13 protein-coding genes are annotated in these 18537 nt (G+C 72.7%); 5 read left to right on the plus strand and 8 right to left on the minus strand.

Annotated elements, in window-relative coordinates:
- The first annotated feature begins 59 nt into the window (after positions 1-59).
- From LDL49_RS32655 to LDL49_RS32665, 3 genes are all read left to right on the plus strand, one after another.
- The gene (locus LDL49_RS32655) at positions 60-572 is read left to right on the plus strand and encodes a GNAT family N-acetyltransferase (RefSeq protein WP_225296739.1); all 513 of its coding nucleotides are present in this window, start codon (positions 60-62) and stop codon (positions 570-572) included.
- Between the two features lie 98 nt (positions 573-670).
- Complete coding sequence (locus LDL49_RS32660) at positions 671-1405, plus strand: ABC transporter ATP-binding protein (RefSeq protein ID WP_225296741.1); 735 nt, start codon at positions 671-673, stop codon at positions 1403-1405.
- Positions 1405-3897, plus strand: coding sequence for an ABC transporter permease (locus tag LDL49_RS32665; RefSeq protein WP_225296743.1), 2493 nt, complete (start codon positions 1405-1407; stop codon positions 3895-3897). Before LDL49_RS32660 ends, LDL49_RS32665 begins: the two co-directional genes overlap by 1 nt.
- Before the next feature lie 137 nt (positions 3898-4034).
- Here the strand turns inward: LDL49_RS32665 and LDL49_RS32670 are convergent, their stop codons facing one another.
- Entirely contained in the window at positions 4035-4529 is a 495-nt protein-coding gene (locus LDL49_RS32670; RefSeq protein WP_225296745.1) for a winged helix-turn-helix transcriptional regulator, read from the minus strand.
- 100 nt (positions 4530-4629) lie between these two features.
- On the opposite strand from LDL49_RS32670, the gene LDL49_RS32675 reads away from it, so the two are divergent.
- Both LDL49_RS32675 and LDL49_RS32680 read left to right on the plus strand, forming a co-directional pair.
- On the plus strand, positions 4630-6096 hold the full coding sequence (locus LDL49_RS32675; protein ID WP_225296747.1) for an MFS transporter: 1467 nt from the start codon (positions 4630-4632) through the stop codon (positions 6094-6096).
- Between the two features lie 7 nt (positions 6097-6103).
- Positions 6104-6322 (plus strand): hypothetical protein, encoded by a 219-nt coding sequence (locus LDL49_RS32680; protein WP_225296749.1) that lies wholly within the window; start codon positions 6104-6106, stop codon positions 6320-6322.
- Between the two features lie 82 nt (positions 6323-6404).
- Here the strand turns inward: LDL49_RS32680 and LDL49_RS32685 are convergent, their stop codons facing one another.
- From LDL49_RS32685 to LDL49_RS32715, 7 genes are all read right to left on the minus strand, one after another.
- Positions 6405-7055, minus strand: coding sequence for a response regulator (locus LDL49_RS32685; RefSeq protein WP_225296751.1), 651 nt, complete (start codon positions 7053-7055; stop codon positions 6405-6407).
- A gap of 49 nt (positions 7056-7104) precedes the next feature.
- A complete protein-coding gene (locus tag LDL49_RS32690) occupies positions 7105-8283 on the minus strand; it encodes a sensor histidine kinase (RefSeq protein WP_225296753.1) in 1179 nt (392 codons plus the stop codon).
- Positions 8284-8443: 160 nt separating this feature from the next.
- Entirely contained in the window at positions 8444-10663 is a 2220-nt protein-coding gene (locus LDL49_RS32695; protein ID WP_225296755.1) for an NADP-dependent isocitrate dehydrogenase, read from the minus strand.
- A 308-nt stretch (positions 10664-10971) separates the two neighbouring features.
- Complete coding sequence (locus LDL49_RS32700; RefSeq protein WP_225296757.1) at positions 10972-11112, minus strand: response regulator; 141 nt, start codon at positions 11110-11112, stop codon at positions 10972-10974.
- Positions 11109-13247, minus strand: a complete 2139-nt coding sequence (locus LDL49_RS32705; RefSeq protein WP_225296759.1) for an SWIM zinc finger family protein — start codon at positions 13245-13247, stop codon at positions 11109-11111. Before LDL49_RS32705 ends, LDL49_RS32700 begins: the two co-directional genes overlap by 4 nt.
- Positions 13244-17386 carry a vWA domain-containing protein gene (locus LDL49_RS32710; protein WP_225296761.1) on the minus strand — a complete coding sequence of 1381 codons (4143 nt, stop codon included), beginning with the start codon at positions 17384-17386 and terminating at the stop codon, positions 13244-13246. Before LDL49_RS32710 ends, LDL49_RS32705 begins: the two co-directional genes overlap by 4 nt.
- The gene (locus LDL49_RS32715) at positions 17383-18519 is read right to left on the minus strand and encodes an ATP-binding protein (RefSeq protein WP_225296763.1); all 1137 of its coding nucleotides are present in this window, start codon (positions 18517-18519) and stop codon (positions 17383-17385) included. The genes LDL49_RS32710 and LDL49_RS32715 overlap by 4 nt, the downstream gene beginning before the upstream one ends.
- Positions 18520-18537: the final 18 nt, after the last annotated feature.

The following is an 18537-nucleotide window of genomic DNA, read 5'->3' on the forward strand; positions in this document are numbered from 1 at the left end:
CCGCCGAGCGGTGGTGTCGGCATCGCCTGCCCCATGTCCACGCGGCTAGGCTCTGGCCGATGAACGAGGCACGCAGGGCGACGGCGGCGGATGCCGTGGAACTGGTCCGCTTGCGCGGAGTGTTGATGACCCAGCTGGCAGGGCACCGGTCGGCCGACGGCAGCTGGAAGGAGAGCGCGGAGGCGATGCTCCGCGAGCGGCTGGCCGAACCGGACCCCACGCTGGTCGCCTTCGTCGTGGACCGACCGGACCTGGTGGACCGGGCGGGGCAGCCGGACCGGGCGGGCCTGCTGGCCGCGTGCGCGGTCGGCACCGTCGAGTACCGGCTCCCGGGGCCGGGCAACCCCAGCGGCGAGGTCGGATACGTTTTCAACGTCGTGACCGACCCGGCCCACCGGCGACGCGGCTACTCACGCAGCTGCATGGCCGCGCTGCTCGACTGGTATCGCGACCGTGGCATCCGGACGATCGACCTGCGCGCCTCCTCCGAGGGCGAGCCGCTCTACCGGTCCCTGGGCTTCGCCCTTTCGCGCGACCCCGCCATGCGGCTCCGCCTCCAGCCGCCGGAGTAGCCCCTTCTCGCCACCAGAGCAGTCCCCTTCTTGAGGAGGAGGCCGGAGGTCTCGATCGGCGGATGTGCCGGCGCCGCCGCCACCATGACGATGCGGGCATGACTTTCGCCGTACACGCCAGAGGGCTGACCAAGACCTTTGGCTCAGACACCGTCCGCGTCCTCGCCCTCGACAACGTCGACGTGGAGTTCGCCCGCGAACGGTTCACCGCGATCATGGGCCCGTCCGGCTCCGGCAAATCCACCCTGATGCACTGTGTCGCGGGACTCGACCAGCCGACCGAGGGCCAGGTCTGGGTCGGGGACACCGAGCTTTCCGCGCTGTCCGACGACCGGCTGACCGACCTGCGCCGGGACCGGATCGGGTTCGTCTTCCAGGCGTTCAACCTGCTGCCGACACTGACCGCGCTGGAGAACATCCTCCTGCCCCTCGACCTCGCCGGGCGCCGGCCCGACCGGGCGGCGCTGGAGGCGATCATCGACGCCGTGGGGCTGCGCGACCGGCTGGACCACCGGCCGAGCCAACTGTCCGGCGGTCAGCAGCAGCGGGTGGCCTGCGCCCGCGCGCTCGTCACGAAGCCGGACGTCGTGTTCGCCGACGAACCCACCGGAGCCCTAGATTCCGCCTCGTCCGCCGATCTGCTGTCGTTCCTGCGCCGCAGCGTGGACGAGCTGGGCCAGACCGTCGTCATGGTGACCCACGATCCGGCGGCCGCCGCCTACGCGGATCGCGTCCTGTTCCTGGCCGACGGCCGGATCGTGGGGGAAATGGGCGATCCGACGGCCGAGGGCGTACTCGACCGGATGAAGTCGCTCGAGACGGCGGCCCGCTGATGCTGCGAGCGATGCTGCGCGACCTGCTCGCGCACAAGGCCCGGGTCGGGATGACGCTGGTCGCGGTGGCGCTGGGCGTCGCCGTGGTCGTCGCGAGTTTCGGCGTGGCGGAGATGGTGACGCTCGCGCTGGCGGGCGACGGCGCGACGCGTACGGACGTGGGCGTCTCGGTGGAGGGTCCCCCGTCGCCAGGCGACGCTGAGGGTCCTCCATCGCCAGGCGACGCTGAGGGAACCATCGGGCCACCGGACATGGATCGGCTCGTGGCGCTGCCTGGCGTCACCGGCGCGGTCGGCGTGCTGCGCGGGCGCGCCGGGCTGGTCGGCGATGGCGGCAAGGTCGTCCCCGGCGACCTCGGCACGGCGGGCACCGGCTGGGACGCGAGCGGGCGGTTCAGGCTGCTCGCCGGGCGGCCCCCCGCGCGGCCGGGCGAGGTCGCGCTCGCGGACACGACCGGCCGTCCGGTCGGCGGGCGGGCACGCGTCCTGCTCGCCGGCGGGCGGATCGACGCCGCCGTGGTCGTCGGCGTGTTCGCCTACCGGCCGCTCGGCGGCGAGGACGCGGCGCCGGCCGTGGCCTACGACCCGGTGACCGCGGCCAAGGTGCTCGGCGACCGTTTCGCCCGGGTAGAGCTGGCAACCCACTCCCCCGGCACGGTCAAACGGCTCGCCGTGTCGTACGGCTACCGCGCCTCGACCGGCGCGGAGCTGGCCGCGCGGGCCAGGCGCGCGGCGGAGGACGACGCCCAAGACCTGCGCGAGACTCTGCTGCCCTTCGGCGCGGTGGCCCTGCTGGTCGGCACGTTCGTCATCGCCAACACCTTCACGATGCTCCTCACGCAGCGGACCCGCCAGCTCGCGCTGCTGCGCGCCGTGGGCGCCCGTCGCCGCCAGGTCCGGTGGACCGTCCTCGCCGAGGCCACGGTGCTCGGGCTGGTGGGCGGGACGCTCGGTGTGCTGCTCGGCCTCGGGCTGGCGCCGCTGCTGATCGCCGTCCTGCGCCCTGGGGACGAGGTCGCCTTCGCCGTCTCCGCTACCGGGGTTCTGTCCGGGTACGCCGTCGCCGTGCTGGTCACGGTCCTGGCGGCGTACGGATCGGCGCGCCGGGCGGCGGCCATCTCACCGATGGCGGCCCTGCGGACGGACGCGGTGGCGCCCGAGGCGGCGCGCCGCACCCGCTCCCCGCTCGGTCTGGCCGCCCTGGTCACGGGTGCGGCCGGGGTCGCCGCTACCGCCGATCCCGACGGCGGCACCCTCTCACGGGTCGTCGCGCTGGCGTCGGCGGCCGTGAGCGCCGTCGGCGTGGTGCTCCTCGCCCCGGTCATCGTCGGTGTGCTGCTGCGTCCGCTGGACCGGCTCGCCGCCCGGCACGGCGGTCCCGCGCTGCGGCTGGGCGTACGCAACGCGGCCCGCGATCCACGCCGTACGGCCGCGACGGCGAGCGCGCTGATGATCGGGCTCGCGCTCGTCTGCGCCTTCGCCACGGTCAGCGAGTCGTTCGCCGGCCTGATCGGCTCGACGGTCCGGGCGACCGTCCCGACCACGACGACGGTCCTGCGACCGGCCGCCGGGGGTGGGGCGAGGCTGGCACCGGCCGACCTGGCCACGGTACGGGCGACGCCCGGCGTGACCACGGCCGCCGCGAGCCGCGACCTGCTCGCGGAACTCCGCTATGCGGGCGGCACCGCAAAGCGGATCATCTCGGCGATCGAACCCGCGGCCATGGGCACCGTGCTGCGTCCCGACGTGGTCGCGGGCTCTGCCGACCTGCGCCGCGGCGTGCTCGTCGCGCGCAACCAGGCCGCCATGCTCGGGCTGGGCCTTGGCGACCGGGTCACGCTGGTGATCGACACGGAGACGTCCGTGGACGTCGTGGTGGGCGGGCTGTACGAGGCGAGCGAGTTCTCGGCCAGCGTCTACTTCGACGCCGCGCTCGCCCCCGCGCGGATGGACGGCGAGATCACCACGATCTACGCGACCGGCGCCGACCCCGGCGGTGTGCGGCGTGCCCTGGACGACGCCTTTCGCGCCCGTCCCGACATCACCCTGACCGGCCGCGACGGGCTCGTGGCCGACGCGGTCCGCGCGCAGGAGCTCGGCTTCCTGGTGATGTACGCCATGTTCGGCATCGCGGTCGTCGTCGCGCTGTTCGGCGTCGTCAACACGCTGGCGCTCTCGGTCATGGAACGTACGCGGGAGATCGGCGTGGTCCGCGCGATCGGCGCGAGCCGTGGCCTGATCAGGCGGTCCATCCGGCTGGAGAGCCTGGTCATCGCGCTCTGCGGGGCGCTGCTCGGCATCGTGGTCGGGGTGACGGCCGGGGCGGTGATGCAGCACGCGATGCTCGGGCAGGAGCTCCTCGGTTTCGCGGTGCCTTACGGGGTCGTCGGGCAGGCGTTCGCGGGCATGATCGTCATCGGCGTACTGGCCGCCGCCTGGCCGGCCCGCCGCGCGGCCCGCACCGACCCGCTGTCGGCCATCGCGACCGGCTGATCAGGCGCGCCGGTGAGTGGTCGTCCTCCCAGCGATTCGATCGATCGGACCCACCGGGGGCAGAGAACCGCTCGAGCCCTGTGCGGCGACCGAGCCACGGCACGGCCGGCGTCTGAGCGTGGTGCCGAACCGTCGCGTCAGCGGATGCCCGCCAGGGCGTTGTGGGCGATCTCGGCCCGTTCGGCGGCCGCCGCTTCGGCGGCCTGCTCCTCGGCCCGCACGCGGGCGTCGTAGGCGGTGCGGGCGGCGGCGATCTCGTTCTGGTGCGTCTCCGTCCAGGTGACCAGCGCGCGGATGGTGGAGTGCAGGGTCACGCCCAGCGAGGTGAGCTCGTAGTCGACACGTGGCGGGACGGTCGGGTGCACGGTCCTGCTGACCAGCCCGTCGCGCTCCAGATGCCGCAGCGTCCGCGTGAGCATGCGCTGGCTCACCCCGTCGATCATGCGGCGTAGCTCGGTGAAGCGCAGGCTGCGCCGGTCGAGCAGGGCGATGACCAGCAGCGACCACTTGTCCGCCACGCGGTCGAGAATCTGCCGGACCTCGCAGTCCTCCCGCGTGTCCCACTGAAGGACGTCGTAATCGCCGTCGGTATCCCCGCAGTAACCGAGGGACTTGAGAGTGCCGTCTTCCATGACATCGCATGATGCACGACGATTTGGCCGGTTACAAGAAGGAACCGGCAAGCGGTTGAGGAACCATGGCCGGTCCTGTGCTTTTCGAGAGGAGTGGATCATGTCCATATCGATGCCCGCATCGAACAACCGCATGAACGCCCGCGCCTGGGGAGTGCTCTTCGTGCTCGCCGGAGCCGTCTTCCTGGAAGGGATCGACGTGGCGATGCTGAATGTGGCACTGCCGTCGATCCGGACCGATCTCGGCCTGTCCACCGGCCTGCTCAGCGGAGTGGTCAGCGGAGTGGTCAGCGCCTACGTGCTCGGCTACGGGGGATTCATGCTGCTGGGCGGCAGGGCGGCCGACCTGCTGGGCCGCCGGCGGATGTTCCTGCTCTGGCTGACGGTCTTCCTGGTCTTCTCTGGCCTGGGAGGCTTCGCGACCGAAGGGTGGATGTTGCTGGTCGCCCGCTTCGTAACCGGGGTCGCGGCCGCATTCATGGCGCCCGCCGGGCTTTCGCTGATCACCGGCAACTTCCCCGAAGGGCCGCAACGTATCAAGGCGCTCGGGGTCTACGCCGGCACGGCCGCGGGCGGCTTCTCGCTCGGCCTGGTCGCCGGCGGGCTGCTGACCTCGATCGGATGGCGATGGGTGTTCTTCGCGCCGGTGCTCATGGCGGCGGTGATCCTCGTCGCGGCGGTGATCCTGCTCAAGGAGAGCGCGGTGCACGAACGCCCGTCGGGCGGCTTCGACCTGGCCGGCGCGTTCAGCATCACCGGCGCGATGCTGCTGCTGGTGTACGGCGTGGTCCGCCTGGAGCACCCCGGCAACGGCCTGGTGGGCACACTCGGCGTGTTCGGCGCCGGCCTCGCCCTGCTGGCGATCTTCGTGCTGATCGAACGGCGGACGGCCAACCCCCTGGTACGGCTGGGCATCCTGCGCTCCCGCGCGCTCGTCCGGGCCAACCTGGGAGCGCTGCTGTTCCTCGCCTCTTTCGCCGGATTTCAGTTCGCGGCCACCCTCTACCTGCAGGAGGTACGCGGCTGGAGCAGTCTGCAGACCGGTCTGTCCATGCTGGTGATCGGCATGGACACGATCCTCGCGCCGACGCTCACCCCGCAGCTGGTGAACCGGTTCGGCAACGCCCGCGTGCTGTTCGGTGGGCTGGTGGTCGCCGCCCTGGGGTACGCGCTCTTCCTGCCGATCGGGATGGACTGGACCTACGCCGCCATGCTGCCGAGCATGCTCCTGCTCGGCCTGGCCTTCTCCCTGGCGTACGGCCCGCTGACCATGGCCGCCACCGACGGGATCGAGGAGCACGAACACGGCCTGGCCAGTGGCCTGCTCTACACCTCCTTCCAGTTCGGCACCGCGCTCGGGCTGTCGGCGGTGACCGCGGTGAGCGTGGCGGCGCTCGGTGACGCCACCACACCTGAAGCGATGCTCGACTCCCTCCGGTTCGCCCTCGTCGTCCCGGTCGCGGCCGCGGTCGCCGGTGCCCTGGTCACCGCCTTCGGGATCTCCCGCCGCACCGCCTGTCCCGAAGCGCCGCAGAACACCCCTGTGTCCGCCCCGACCTCGGTGTGAGGACCTCATGACCATCAAGGTGACCTCGTTCGGCGAGATCGAGGATCAGTTCGCCGCCTACATCGGCGACATCGTGTACGCCACCATGACCACCGTGGACGCCAAAGGACGCTCACCCGCCGGGCCTGGAACCTCTACCGCAAGGGCAGCCCGCCCGGCGCCGGGTACGAGCTGGGCAATTTCTGGACAAGCCCCGCCGACCCTCAGCTGCACATCCTGCGGCTGACCCCGTGGCGCGTCCAGGTCATCCGCGGCGCCGACCTGCGCGACGTCGTGCGTCCCTAGGGACTCCAACCCGGCCCCGCTGATCAGACGTCAAGCTCGGCATCGTGGACCAGAATGGCGGCCTGCACCCGGTTGGCCAGGCCGAGCTTGGCCAGGGATCGGCTGACGTGGGCCTTCACCGTCGCCTCGCTCATCGACAGCTCTCCGGCGATCTCCGCGTTGGACAGCCCGCGAGCCACGGCGCGCACCACCAGGCTCTCGCGCGGGGTGAGGGCGGCCAGCCGCTCCCGGGCCGCGTTGGCCCGGGAGCTCTTCCGCTCGGCGAACATGCTGATCAACCGCCGGGTGACGGTGGGCGCGAGCATCGCGCTGCCGGACGCCACGGTACGGATGGCGTCGGCGAGGTCGTCCGGCTCGGAGTCCTTCAGCAGGAAGCCCACCGCCCCGGCACGCAGGGCGTTGTGAACGTATTCGTCCAGGTCGAACGTCGTCAGCATGATGACCTTCGGGGCGTCCGCCAGGCGGCCGATCTCCGCGGCGGCGGCGATGCCATCCATTCCGGGCATGCGTACGTCCATGAGCACGACGTGCGGCCGGTAACGGACCACCGCGTTGACGGCGTCGCGACCGTCACGGGCTTCGGCGACGACCGCGATGCCTTCGGCCGGTCGCAGGATCAGCGTCAGGCTCGTCCGTACGAGCGCCTCGTCGTCGACGATCAGGACCCGGATCACGCGGCGTCTCCTTCGTGGGCGGAGATGCGCGTGATCAGGAGGATCCGGATCACGCGGCGTCCCCGTCAGGGGCGGGAATGCGCGCGGTCAAGGCGAACCCGCCGTCGGGCGCCCTGCTCGCGCTCAGCTCGCCCCCGAGGAGCTCGACCCGCTCGCGCAGGCCCACCAACCCGAGACCGCTGCCGGGTGACGGCGCGACGAGGCGGGCCGGCGGCGCGTTGGTCACGGTCACGAGGAGCTCGGCGGGCGTGTAGTCCAGCCGTACCTCCGCCGAGGTCCGGTCCGTGTGCTTGTGGATGTTGGTCAGTCCTTCCTGTACGACCCGGTAGGCGGCGCGTTCCACCACCGCCGGGAGCGGGCGCGGCTCCCCTTCGTCGCGCCGTACGATCGGCAGGCCCGCGATGCGCGACTGGTCGAGCAGCCCGTCGAGGTCCCGCAGCACCGGCTGGGGAGCCAGCCCCGCACCTTCAGCTTCAGGGGAACGCAACACGCCGATCACCCCCCTGAGCTGCGACAGCGCCTCCCGGCCCGTCGCCCGGATCTGGCCGGCGCTCGTCGCGACGCTCTCGTCGGAGGCGTTCACCTGGAGGGCTCCGGCCTGCAGCACGATGAGCGAGACCTGGTGCGCGACCACGTCGTGCATCTCACGGGCGATCCTGGCCCGTTCCTGCGCGCGGGCCTGCTCGGCGCGGGCGGTCTGCTCGCGTTCGAGATGCTCCGCCCTTTCGCGCAGCATCTCGCGGCGCGCGTTGACCCACAGCCCGGCGACGAGCGGCAGGGCCACGAACAGCGCGAACGCGCCCATGGAAGGCCAGAATTCGGACGGGCCGAAGGCGTGCAGCGGAATTCCCACCGCGGCCACGGCCAGCAGATAGGCCGCCAGATGGGCGCGCCGCCGGAACGTGGTGGCCGCCACGTAGGAGGCGGCGCAGAGCGCGTACCACGTCCCGAACGCGACCAGGACCGCGAAGGCGACGGCGAACAGCGGCCACCTCCGCCGCGGGGCCATCCAGACCGCACCCGCCGACGCCAGCGCGACGGCCAGGACCAGCGCGAACTCCGGCACCGAGCCGAGCGTTAGCGGCCGCCCGACGACGAGCTCGGCCGGACGGCCCACGGCCGAGAGAAACGTCGCCAGGAACACCCCCACGCCCAGGGCTCTGGGCATGGCGCGATCGGCCAGCCGCCAGAGGGACGGCCCGATGACCAGGGGTTCACGTTCGGCCATGGATCCGATCGTATGGCGAGCTCAGCGGCGGCCCCTTCTCCTTTCGTCTAGCCCGGGCCCCACCTTGAGGAGGATCTCTGGCCTACCGGGCCGGACGGCAGTGCCGCCCGGATCGCCCGAGCTTCGGCCAGAGATCATCTGAAGGACGGCGGACCGCAGGTCAGGCGAGGGTCGAGAGCGCCTCATTGAAGGTCGCCGACGGACGCATGACCGCGGCGGCCTTCGCCGGGTCGGGCTGGTAGTAGCCGCCGATGTCGGCCGGCTTGCCCTGGACGGAGATCAGCTCGTCGACGATCTTCTGCTCGTTGGCGGCGAGCGTCTCGGCGAGCGGGGCGAACGCCTTGGCGAGGTCGGCGTCGTCGGTCTGGCCGGCCAGCTCCTGCGCCCAGTACAGGGCCAGGTAGAAGTGGCTGCCTCGGTTGTCGATACCGCCGACGCGACGGGTCGGGGACTTGTCCTCGTTGAGGAAGGTCGCCGTGGCGCGGTCGAGGGTGTCGGCGAGGACCTGGGCACGCTGGTTACCGGTCGTCTTCACGTACTGCTCGAAGGCCGGCACCAGCGCGAAGAACTCGCCGAGGGAGTCCCAGCGCAGGTAGTTCTCCTTGACCAGCTGCTGGACGTGCTTCGGGGCGGAGCCGCCGGCGCCCGTCTCGAACAGGCCGCCGCCCGCCATCAGCGGGACGCTCGACAGCATCTTGGCGCTGGTGCCCAGCTCCAGGATCGGGAACAGGTCCGTCAGGTAGTCGCGCAGGACGTTGCCGGTGACGGAGATGGTGTTCTCGCCGCGGCGGATGCGCTCCACGGACAGCTTGGTCGCCTCGACCGGGGACAGGATGCGGATGTCCAGGCCCTCGGTGTCGTGCTCCGTCAGATACTGCTTGACCTTCTCGATGAGCACGGCGTCGTGGGAGCGGTCCTCGTCCAGCCAGAACACGGCCGGGTCGCCGGTGGCGCGGGCGCGGGTGACGGCGAGCTGCACCCAGTCCTTGATCGGGGCGTCCTTGGTCTGGCAGGCGCGGAAGACGTCGCCGGCGGAGACCGTCTGCTCGATCACGACGTTGCCGGCCTGATCGACGAGGCGGACCGTACCCGTGGTGGGGATCTCGAAGGTCTTGTCGTGGCTGCCGTACTCCTCGGCCTTCTGTGCCATCAGGCCGACGTTCGGGACGGAGCCCATCGTGGCGGGGTCGTAGGCGCCGTTGGCGCGGCAGTCGTCGATCACGGCCTGGTAGACGCCGGAGTAGCTGGAGTCCGGGAGCACCGCGAGCGTGTCGTGCTCCTGGCCGTCCGGGCCCCACATGTGGCCGGAGGTACGGATCATGGCCGGCATGGAGGCGTCGACGATGATGTCGGACGGCACGTGCAGGTTGGTGATGCCCTTGTCGGAGTCGACCATGGCCAGTTTCGGGCCCTCGGCGAGCTCGGCGTCGAAGGAGGCCTTGATCTCGGCGCCCTCGGGCAGGTTCTCCAGGCCCTTGTAGATGCCGCCCAGACCGTCGTTCGGGGTCAGACCGGCCGCGGCGAACGTCCCGCCGTACTTCGCGAACGTCTTCGGGAAGAAGGCGCGCACCACGTGACCGAAGATGATCGGGTCGGAGACCTTCATCATCGTGGTCTTCAGGTGTACGGAGAACAGGACGCCCTCCTCCTTGGCACGGGCGACCTGCGCGGTGAGGAACTCGCGCAGGGCGGCGACGCGCATCACCGAGGCGTCGACGACCTCGCCCTCGAGGACCGGCACGGACTCGCGCAGCACGATGGTGGAGCCGTCGTCACCCTTCAGCTCGATGCGCAGTGAACCGGCCTCGGAGATCACCGCGGACTTCTCGGTGGAGCGGAAGTCGTCCACGCCCATGGTCGCCACGTTGGTCTTGGACTCGGAGGTCCAGGCGCCCATGCGGTGCGGGTGGGTCTTGGCGTAGTTCTTGACCGAGGCGAGAGCGCGGCGGTCGGAGTTGCCCTCGCGCAGCACCGGGTTCACGGCCGAGCCCTTGACCTTGTCGTAACGAGCGCGGATCTCCCGCTCCTCGTCGGTCTTCGGCTCGTCCGGGTAGTCCGGCAGCGCGTAGCCCTTGGCCTGCAGCTCTGCGACGGCCGCCTTCAGCTGCGGGACGGAGGCCGAGATGTTGGGCAGCTTGACGATGTTGGCCGCGGGGGTCTTGGCCAGCTCCCCCAGCTCCGCGAGGTCGTCGTTGATCCGCTGGTCCTCCTTCAGGTACTCGGGGAAGACCGCGAGGATGCGCCCGGCCAGCGAGATGTCACGGGACTCCACCGCGACGCCCGCCTGCGAGGCGTACGCACGGACCACTGGCAGGAAGGAATACGTCGCCAGGGCCGGGGCCTCGTCAGTGTGCGTGTAAATGATGGTCGAGTCAGTCACCGGGTGCTCCGCTCCACGTCTGCGAACATGTCGTCAAAAACCTTTCTTATATGGGGAAGGGTAGAGGGCTGATCGCTGCCCTCGTGCACCGGCCACAGCCTGCGGGGGTGAGGCCGCGGCGGGCAGAGGCCGTGGTAGCGGGGGGCCACGGCCGTTCGAGGGCGGTCAGACAACGGTACGGCCACATCGATGGCGATTGTCACGCCGGTGACGAAGCGCGATCGGGGGCCGCCGAGGAAGAGAACGGCCTGGGCGATCTCCGTCGTGGCGCCGATGCGCTTGTCCGGGGCGGCTGCTTGAACACTGCCTCACGCCCATGAGCACGACGTGCGATGGCGGACCACGGCGTCGCGGCGGTCACGGGCCGCTACGACGATCGCGCTGCCCGCGGCCGGTTGAAGGATCATGGTCAGGCTGGTCCGTACGAGCGCCTGGTCGTCGACGATCATGTAGCGGGATCCGTCTGCCAGGAGGCTTGGATCATGGCTCGTTCCGTGGCGACGAGGTGGGTGGCCGCGGCCAGCCACGCCCATGCGTACCGGTCGGGGCCGGAGTCCGCCAACCGGCCGAACACGTCGCGCGACCTGCGGTCGGCCTCGGCGGTGAGCGTGGTGGCCAGGTCGGCGGCGGCACGGAACCCGGCCCGGTGCAGCGGGGCGTGGGAGTCACCGTTACGCGCCGATTCGGCCACCGCGCGCCGCCCGCCGGAGACGCCCAGCTCGACCAGCCGTCGAACCCGCCACAGCGGTGCGCTCGCCACCGGGTCCACCTCGGGCCCGGCGCCCGGCTGCCCCGGCAGGCACGCGTCCTGCGGTGGGAGGTGGGAGCCCTGCAGGCGGTCGTACCCGAGGTCGGCCCTGTCTTGCCATTCGGCCGGAAGGCGGAGCGTCGCCTCGGCGCCCGGCACCGGACCCACCGCGAGCGGGCGCAGGGTGGCCGCCCGGTCGGGATCCACCCTGCCCACCACCCGCACCAGCAGACCGGGGCGGGACGCGAGCCGCTGGAGGTTGGCGACATGGGCCAGGTCTGGGTGACTGGTGGCCGGGACGAGCCGGATCAGGGGGCCGTGCGCGCGTACCGGGTTCCAGGGATCGGCTGATGGTACGCCGCCGGGTCTCGCTCCGGGGGCCTTCAGGGGGTCACTCGCGGGTCCCGGTGCAGCTAGGTGGTCGCTCGCGGGTCCCGAGGCAGTCAGGTGGTCACTCGCGGGTAGTAGCTCGCGGGCGAGTACGTGGTCGCCCGCCGCACCGACGATCACCAGGTCGCATCCGACTGGTTCGCGAGCCTTGTCCTCCGTGTCTGACTCGCTCCAGGCGTGCCCGGAGAGCCGGGGGCCGACCGCCTCCGCCAGCGGGCGGGCGAACAGGGCCGCCATCGGCCCCTCCGTCCACGGCATCCCCTTCACCGGAGTGGCCCGGACGCCGCCGCCCGCCCCCAGACGCCCGTCCGGCGAGATCGTGGCTCCGGTGATCAGCAGCCCCGCCTTGGCCAGCTGGGCGTGGTTCAGCATGGCGGGCCCGATCGAGACGGGCGCGGTGGCGGCCCCACGGGCACGGGCCGGACCGCCCGGTTTGACGTCTGCCACCGAGAACCATCGGCCATCCTCCGTGACGAGGTGGGTGACCACACCGCCGTAGCCGGTGGCACTGATCACCGGCTCCCGGAAGACGCCGTACACCCTTAGGCTCCCGCCCGGCTGATAGCTCCGGCGCACGCTGCCGACCAGAGCGGGGTCGGGGTCGGCCCCGGCCAGCCGGCCCGCGGTGAGCAGGAGTTCGCGCAGCGCGGACACCAGGTCGGCCAGGCGGTGGCCCTCGTGTCGGGCCCTGGCGGCCCGCAGCCCGCGTACGACCCGCAGAGCGGCGGCCTCGGCCTTGGGCAACCCGGCCAGCCTGGCCGAGTGTGCGGCCCTGAGCAGCTCGGCCTGCGGCACCGCGCCGGCCGCGGGCACCCCGGCCGACAGGATGGCCGCGGCGGCGGCCCACAGACTTGACGCGGCCGTCACCTGCGCGGCAACCGGCGCTTGCCCGACACCTGGTCCCGCTGCTCCCGGAGCGACACCTGGCCCCAAAGTGCCCTGAGTGGCGTTCCTCCCTGCGGCCTGGGCAGCGCCTGGCGCTGTGGTGCTTGCCTGCGCGGCGCTTGGCCCCGCGATCGCCGCGTGCGCGGGCTCTGTGGCCGAGTCTGTAGGCGTCCCATCGGGCGCGGACCCCGCGACCATATCGGTGCCGAGCGGGTCGACGTCTGCGAGGGAGCCCCCGGAGATGCCCACCTCCATCGACTCCGGGTCCGCCACCGGGCAGGCACTCAGTACGGCAGCGCGGTGCAGACACCGTGGCGCCAGGAGGCAGCTGCACCTCGCCTGGTCGTCGTCGACGATCGCACCGGACGGCCCCGGCGTGAGCGTGACCACCGCGTCCTCACCACAGGTGATCCGGATGCCCTCGGCGTCGGCGACGACGGGTACGGCGGCGTACTGCTCGATCGCCGCGTCCAGCTTCTTGCGCAGCCGGGACGTGAGGCTCTCGACCGCGGCGGCGACCACCTGCGGCGCCACCGGCGGTAGCGAAGTGGGGGCATTCATCGGTTCTCTCCCCGGAGGCGGTCGCCCACCCATCGGGCGAGGGCGAGCGGGCTGAGGGCGGCGACGGGCATGCCGGCCGCCACGAGCTGCTGGGCGACGGGAATCGAATAACGGGGTACGCCACTGTCGTCCAAGGCCGCGCACCCCAGCAGGTGGACACCGGACCCGGCCAGCGCCCGCACCTCACCGAGCAGGCCCCCGATCGGGTAGCCCTCCTCGAAGTCGCTGACGACCACGACGAGCGTACGGCTCGGCACCGTGACCAGCGACCGGGCCTGGGCGAGTCCCGCCGCGATGTGCGTACCCCCGCCGACCCGCACTTCGAGCAGCAGGGACAGCGGATCGGCCACCCGGTCCGTCAAGTCGATCACCTGCGTGGAGAACGACAGGAAGTGGGTGGACAGCGTGGGCACGCCCGCCAGCACCGCGGCCGTGAGAGCGGACCACACCACCGACGCCTCCATCGACCCGGACACGTCGACCACGAGGATCAGCCGCCAGTCGGCCTCCTGCCGGGAACGGGTGCTGAACACCGGGCGTTCCGGGACGACCACGAGCCGGCCGTCGTCGAGGCGGCGCGTGTGCGACAGATTGGCTCGAAGGGTGCGCGGCAGGTCGAGCCGCCCACCCGGACGGCGGGTCGGGCGCGGGGTCGCCAGGCCGGTCATGGCGGGCCGCATCCGCGTCGCGAGCTCCTTGGTGAGTTCTTCCACCAGGCGGCGTACGAGCGGCCGCAGCTTGGCGACCTGTTGCTCCGGCAGGCCGCCCGCCAGGGACAGTACGGAGGTCAGCAGCTCGACGGACGGCCGTACCGAGGCGGGGTCGAGCTCGCCGAGCACGTCGATGCGTCCGGCATCGGCGGCCTTGGCCAGCACCTCCTCCCGTACCTCGGTACCGAAGAGGGCCTCCAGCTCCTCCCCCCACTCACGGGCGGTGGGGAACGGGTGCTCCCTGCCGCCGGCGTCGCCGCCCGGCCCGAAGTCGTTGGCGCCTTCCCCGCGCCCTGAGCCGTACAGCTCGTCCAGGGCGCGCGCGTACGCACGGGCACCGGCCGGCAGCCGCTCGGACTCCCGCCCGAGCAGCAACCGCCACCGGTCGGCCGGCAGCAGCCTTTGCTCAGCGCGCCTGTCCTCGTCGACCGGGGGCGGGGGCTCGGGCAGAGCCACGTCCGCGTCGCCGCCCAGCGATGACGGTGGATCGGCAAGGACCGCCTCCACCTCACCGCCCAGCGACGACCCCACCTCGGCAAGGACAGTGTTCGCCTCCTCGCGGTGTACTGTCTCCGCCTCCTCGCGGTGAACCGGCTTCGCCTCCTCGCGGTGAACCGCGTCCGCCTGCCGCCCAGCCGATACGGTCCGCCCGTCCGGCTTGTCGGATGGCGCGCCCGCCACGGCAGGCATAGGGAGCCGGAGTGCGTTCAAGGCGGTCAGGCCGGCGGCGTCGGCGGCGGTCCAGAGGGCGAGGAGTGCGGGCGGCGCGTCCAGCGCCAGGTCGAGCCGGTCGCCGAGCCGCTCGGACACCGCCCCCAGCAACCGGGTACGGCCGGCCGGGCTGAGCGTGTCGAACCCGCCGCGCAACGCCGGCAGCCGGGCGAGGAACTCCTTGTCCGGCAAGCCGTCCACGCGGTCCATGAGCGGGTCGAGCGCCGCCGGCGCCGACTGGAGCAGCGGCCCCGCAGCCGTGAGCACGCCGGTCAGCAGGCGGTTCAGGCGCAGGCGCCCGTCCGGGCCGGTGGCGGTGTCGACCCAGCCGGCGGCCCGGTCGCCGAGCGCGTCGGCGCCGTCCAGGTCGAGCAGCACCCGGGCGGCCAGGGCCGCGCCCTGCATGAGCGGGGACGCGGTACGGGCCAGCACCGCCAGGGCGTCGTCGATCCGCAGCCCGAGCCGCTCTTCGCCGACCCGCGAAGCGAGGGCGACCAGGGCGACCGCGTCCTCCGGCTGGTCGCTGCCCGCCAGGCCGGGCAGGGCGCGGACCGCGGCCTCCAGCAGGGTGCCGACCAGTTCGGTGGCGTGCTGGCGGGCTTCCGGCGTGGTGCCGGGGAGGTGTTGTCGGCGCAGCGCCTCCAGCAGGTCGAGGGCATCGAGCAGCTCGCTGAGCGTGGCGGTGGCGGGCAGGGCGACGGCGGCGTCGGCCAGGCGGTCCGCGACCAGGTCGGGCAGGTCGCAGCCGGCCGCGGCACGGAGCCCGTCGAGGATGAGGGCGCAGGTGGACCCCCCTTCCGCGGATTCGCGGCGGAACGTCTCCCGCAACGTGCCGGCCGCCGCCTGGGCCAGGGTCACGCCACGTACACCCGCCAGGTCGAGCAGGGCCGGGACCGCCGGCGTCCAGGCCATCCGCCATCTGGTGGTGAGCGCGGTGGAATCGCCCGTGCCCACCACCTCGATCGGCTCGCCGTAGCCGACGCCGCAGACCAGCAGGCGCCGCAGGAGAACCTCCCGGCGCGCGTCCAGGTCGGAGCGGAGCGGATCGAGGCGTAGCTCACGGCGTTCGGGATCATCCGGGCACGGGAGCCTGAGCGCGGCGAGATCCGCCTCGACGGCCGGGCCGAGCCCCGAACGTGGCGTGCCAGGCGCGGTCCGGCCGCGTTCGGTGCCGACGAACACGGTGTCGAGCGCCTTGGCCAGAGCCCGCCCCCGGCCCAGGGGCTCGCCCTGGCCGAGTACGGTCGTCACGGCCTCCAGCAGCTCGCCCCGGCCGGGGGCGGGCAGGCCGCGCAGCCGGGCCAGGTCGCAGGCGAGCCGCAGCGTCTCGACGGCCTCCCCGGTGCCCGCGGTGTGCCCGGCGGCGCGGAGCTCCCGGCACAGGTCGGTGATGGCGCGGGCGGCGCCGTCCCTGACCCGCTCGGGATCGCCACCCGCCGCGAACACCGCCTGTTGCCAGCGCGGGTCCCGGATCCCCGCCGGGTAGCCGGACCGGGAATCGAGCAGGTCGAAGGCGTACGGCACGAGCGAGGTGACCGACGAGAAGCCGTCGCCTGCGGACGAACCGGTGATGCCACCGCCCGCGGAGGGACCAGCGCTGCCACCGCCCGAAGACGAGCCGACGCTGCTGTCACCTGCGGACGGGCCGGTGGCGCCGTCTCCGTCTGGCCAGGTCAGCGCGGGTGCGTGGAAGGCGCCGACCACTGCCACGACGCGCCGCCCGCCGGCTGCGGCGCCCGCGATGACGCGGCGCATGTGCGCCTCGCGGGCCAGGTCCATGGCGGGGATGCCGCCTGCCTCCGCCGCGTCCCGGCGCAACGCCCACCCGACGCCGAGGGCGGCGCGGCGGACCGCTTCGGGCTCGCAGCCGGGGGCGAGGACCTCCACGGCCCGGTCCCACATGTCGTCCCCATCGCGGCCGGTCCCCGCGGCGGCCAGCGCCTCGGCGAAGGACATCCCTCGCGAGCCCACCTCACCCGCCGACGGCCCCGGCTGAGTGCCGGGATCCTCCGCCATGCCGGACTGATCCACCACATCCGACGCCGTACCGGGGTCCTCGGCCGTACCCAGCGGCGTCTCCTGCGACGTGCCGGAGCCCTCGGCCAGGCCCGGTAGCGGGGACTGGCCGGTGGCGTGCCAGCCGGGGTCGGACAGCGGGAGGTCGCAGCAGAGCACCTCGGCACCGCGCTTCCAGGCCCATCGGATGGCCGCCAGCTCCGGCGAGAAGTCGGCGAACGGGTAGAAACCCAGCCCCCCGTCACCCCGTGACCCCGCGAGGGCGACCGGTGCGACGGTTCCGGGGTCGGCCAGGTGGGTCAGCCACGGCTGGAAGTCCCCCGGCAGTTCGACGCAGACCACCTCGGCGTCGGCGGCGTCCAGCAGTGCGGGCAGGGCCACCGCCAGCGCGGGGCTGTGATGCCGCACCCCAAGCAGGAAGGGCCGGGCGGAGGCAGCCAGCGCGTCGACCACCCGCCTGGGATCATCGCCCCAGTCGTGGTCGGCCACCCGATCGGACCATGCGGTCTGTACGGATCGCGCCGTCTGTCCGGACCGCGCGGAGTCGGCGACCTGGGCGGACCGGACGGCCACCACAGGCTCGCCCGTCTCCACAGCCCCCACGGACTGGCCGGATTGGGGGGACAGAGCAGACTCCACGGACTGACCCGGCTGGTCGGCACCCGCGGACTTGGCGGGCGGATCGATGTCCTGGGTGGTCAACGGAGGTTCTCCCGCAGGTCCCAGAGGCGGCGCCACATCGCGGAGCCGTCCTCGGCCCGCCGTCGCACCGGCCCGTCCCAATAGCCGAGGAGCCGCCCGTGATCAGCGGGATCGTCCTTGCGTACGACACCCAGCAGATGCCCCGGCACCAGGTCGAGGACGTCCCCACTGGGCAGGTACGCCGCCGCGACCCCCAGCGAGGCCGCGACCTGCACGGCCTCGGCGGTGGACATGACCGTGCCGGGGCGCTCCACGTCCCAGCCCTCGGCCGAGCGCCCGGAGCGCAGGTCGCGGAAGACGGTGACCAGCGCGTCGAGCACGGCGTCGTCCACGCCGAAGGCGGCGCCCGCCCGCTGGACCACGGCGGTCGCCTGGCGGCGTACGAGGGTGGTCTCCGCCTCGGCGTCGGAGATGGGGTCGACGGTCTCGAAGTTGAACCGGCGCTTCAGGGCGGCCGACATCTCCGAGACGCCGCGGTCGCGCAGGTTGGCCGTGGCGATCACGGTGAACCCGGGCGAGGCCGCCACCTGGGCGTCCTCGGTGCCGGCGAGTTCGGGTACGCTGACCCGCCGGTCGGACAGGATCGACACCAGGGCGTCCTGCACCTCGGGCAGGCAGCGGGTGATCTCCTCCACCCGGGCGACGCGGCCGGAGCGCATGGCCGTGAGCACCGGGGAGTCGACCAGCGCGGCGGGGCTGGGGCCTTGGGCGAGGAGGAGGGCGTAGTTCCAGCCGTAGCGGAAGGCGTCCTCGGTGGTGCCCGCGGTGCCCTGCACGGTGAGCGCGCTGGTGCCGCACACGGCGGCGGCCAGCAGCTCCGACAGCATCGACTTGGCGGTGCCGGGCTCGCCGACCAGCAGCAGGCCGCGTTCGCCGGCGAGGGTCACCACGCAGCGTTCGACGAGGGCGCGTTCGCCGACGAACTTGGTGGCCACCTTCATGCGGGACGTGGGCCCCTGCAGGGTCTCCCCGTTGCTGCCGCAGATGAAGGTCACCACCGCGCGCGGGGTCAGCGCCCAGCCGGGCGGGCGGGGGCCGTCGTCGTAGGAGGCGAGGAAGGCGAGCTCGTCGGCGTATCGCTCTTCGGCGGAGAGCACCTGCCGGGCCGGAGCCCGGTCTTCGGTCAGGGTCATGAGGTGAAGTCCTTAAGA

Origin of the sequence: Nonomuraea aurantiaca, assembly GCF_020215705.1 — a bacterium.
In the GTDB taxonomy this organism is placed as follows: domain Bacteria; phylum Actinomycetota; class Actinomycetes; order Streptosporangiales; family Streptosporangiaceae; genus Nonomuraea; species Nonomuraea aurantiaca.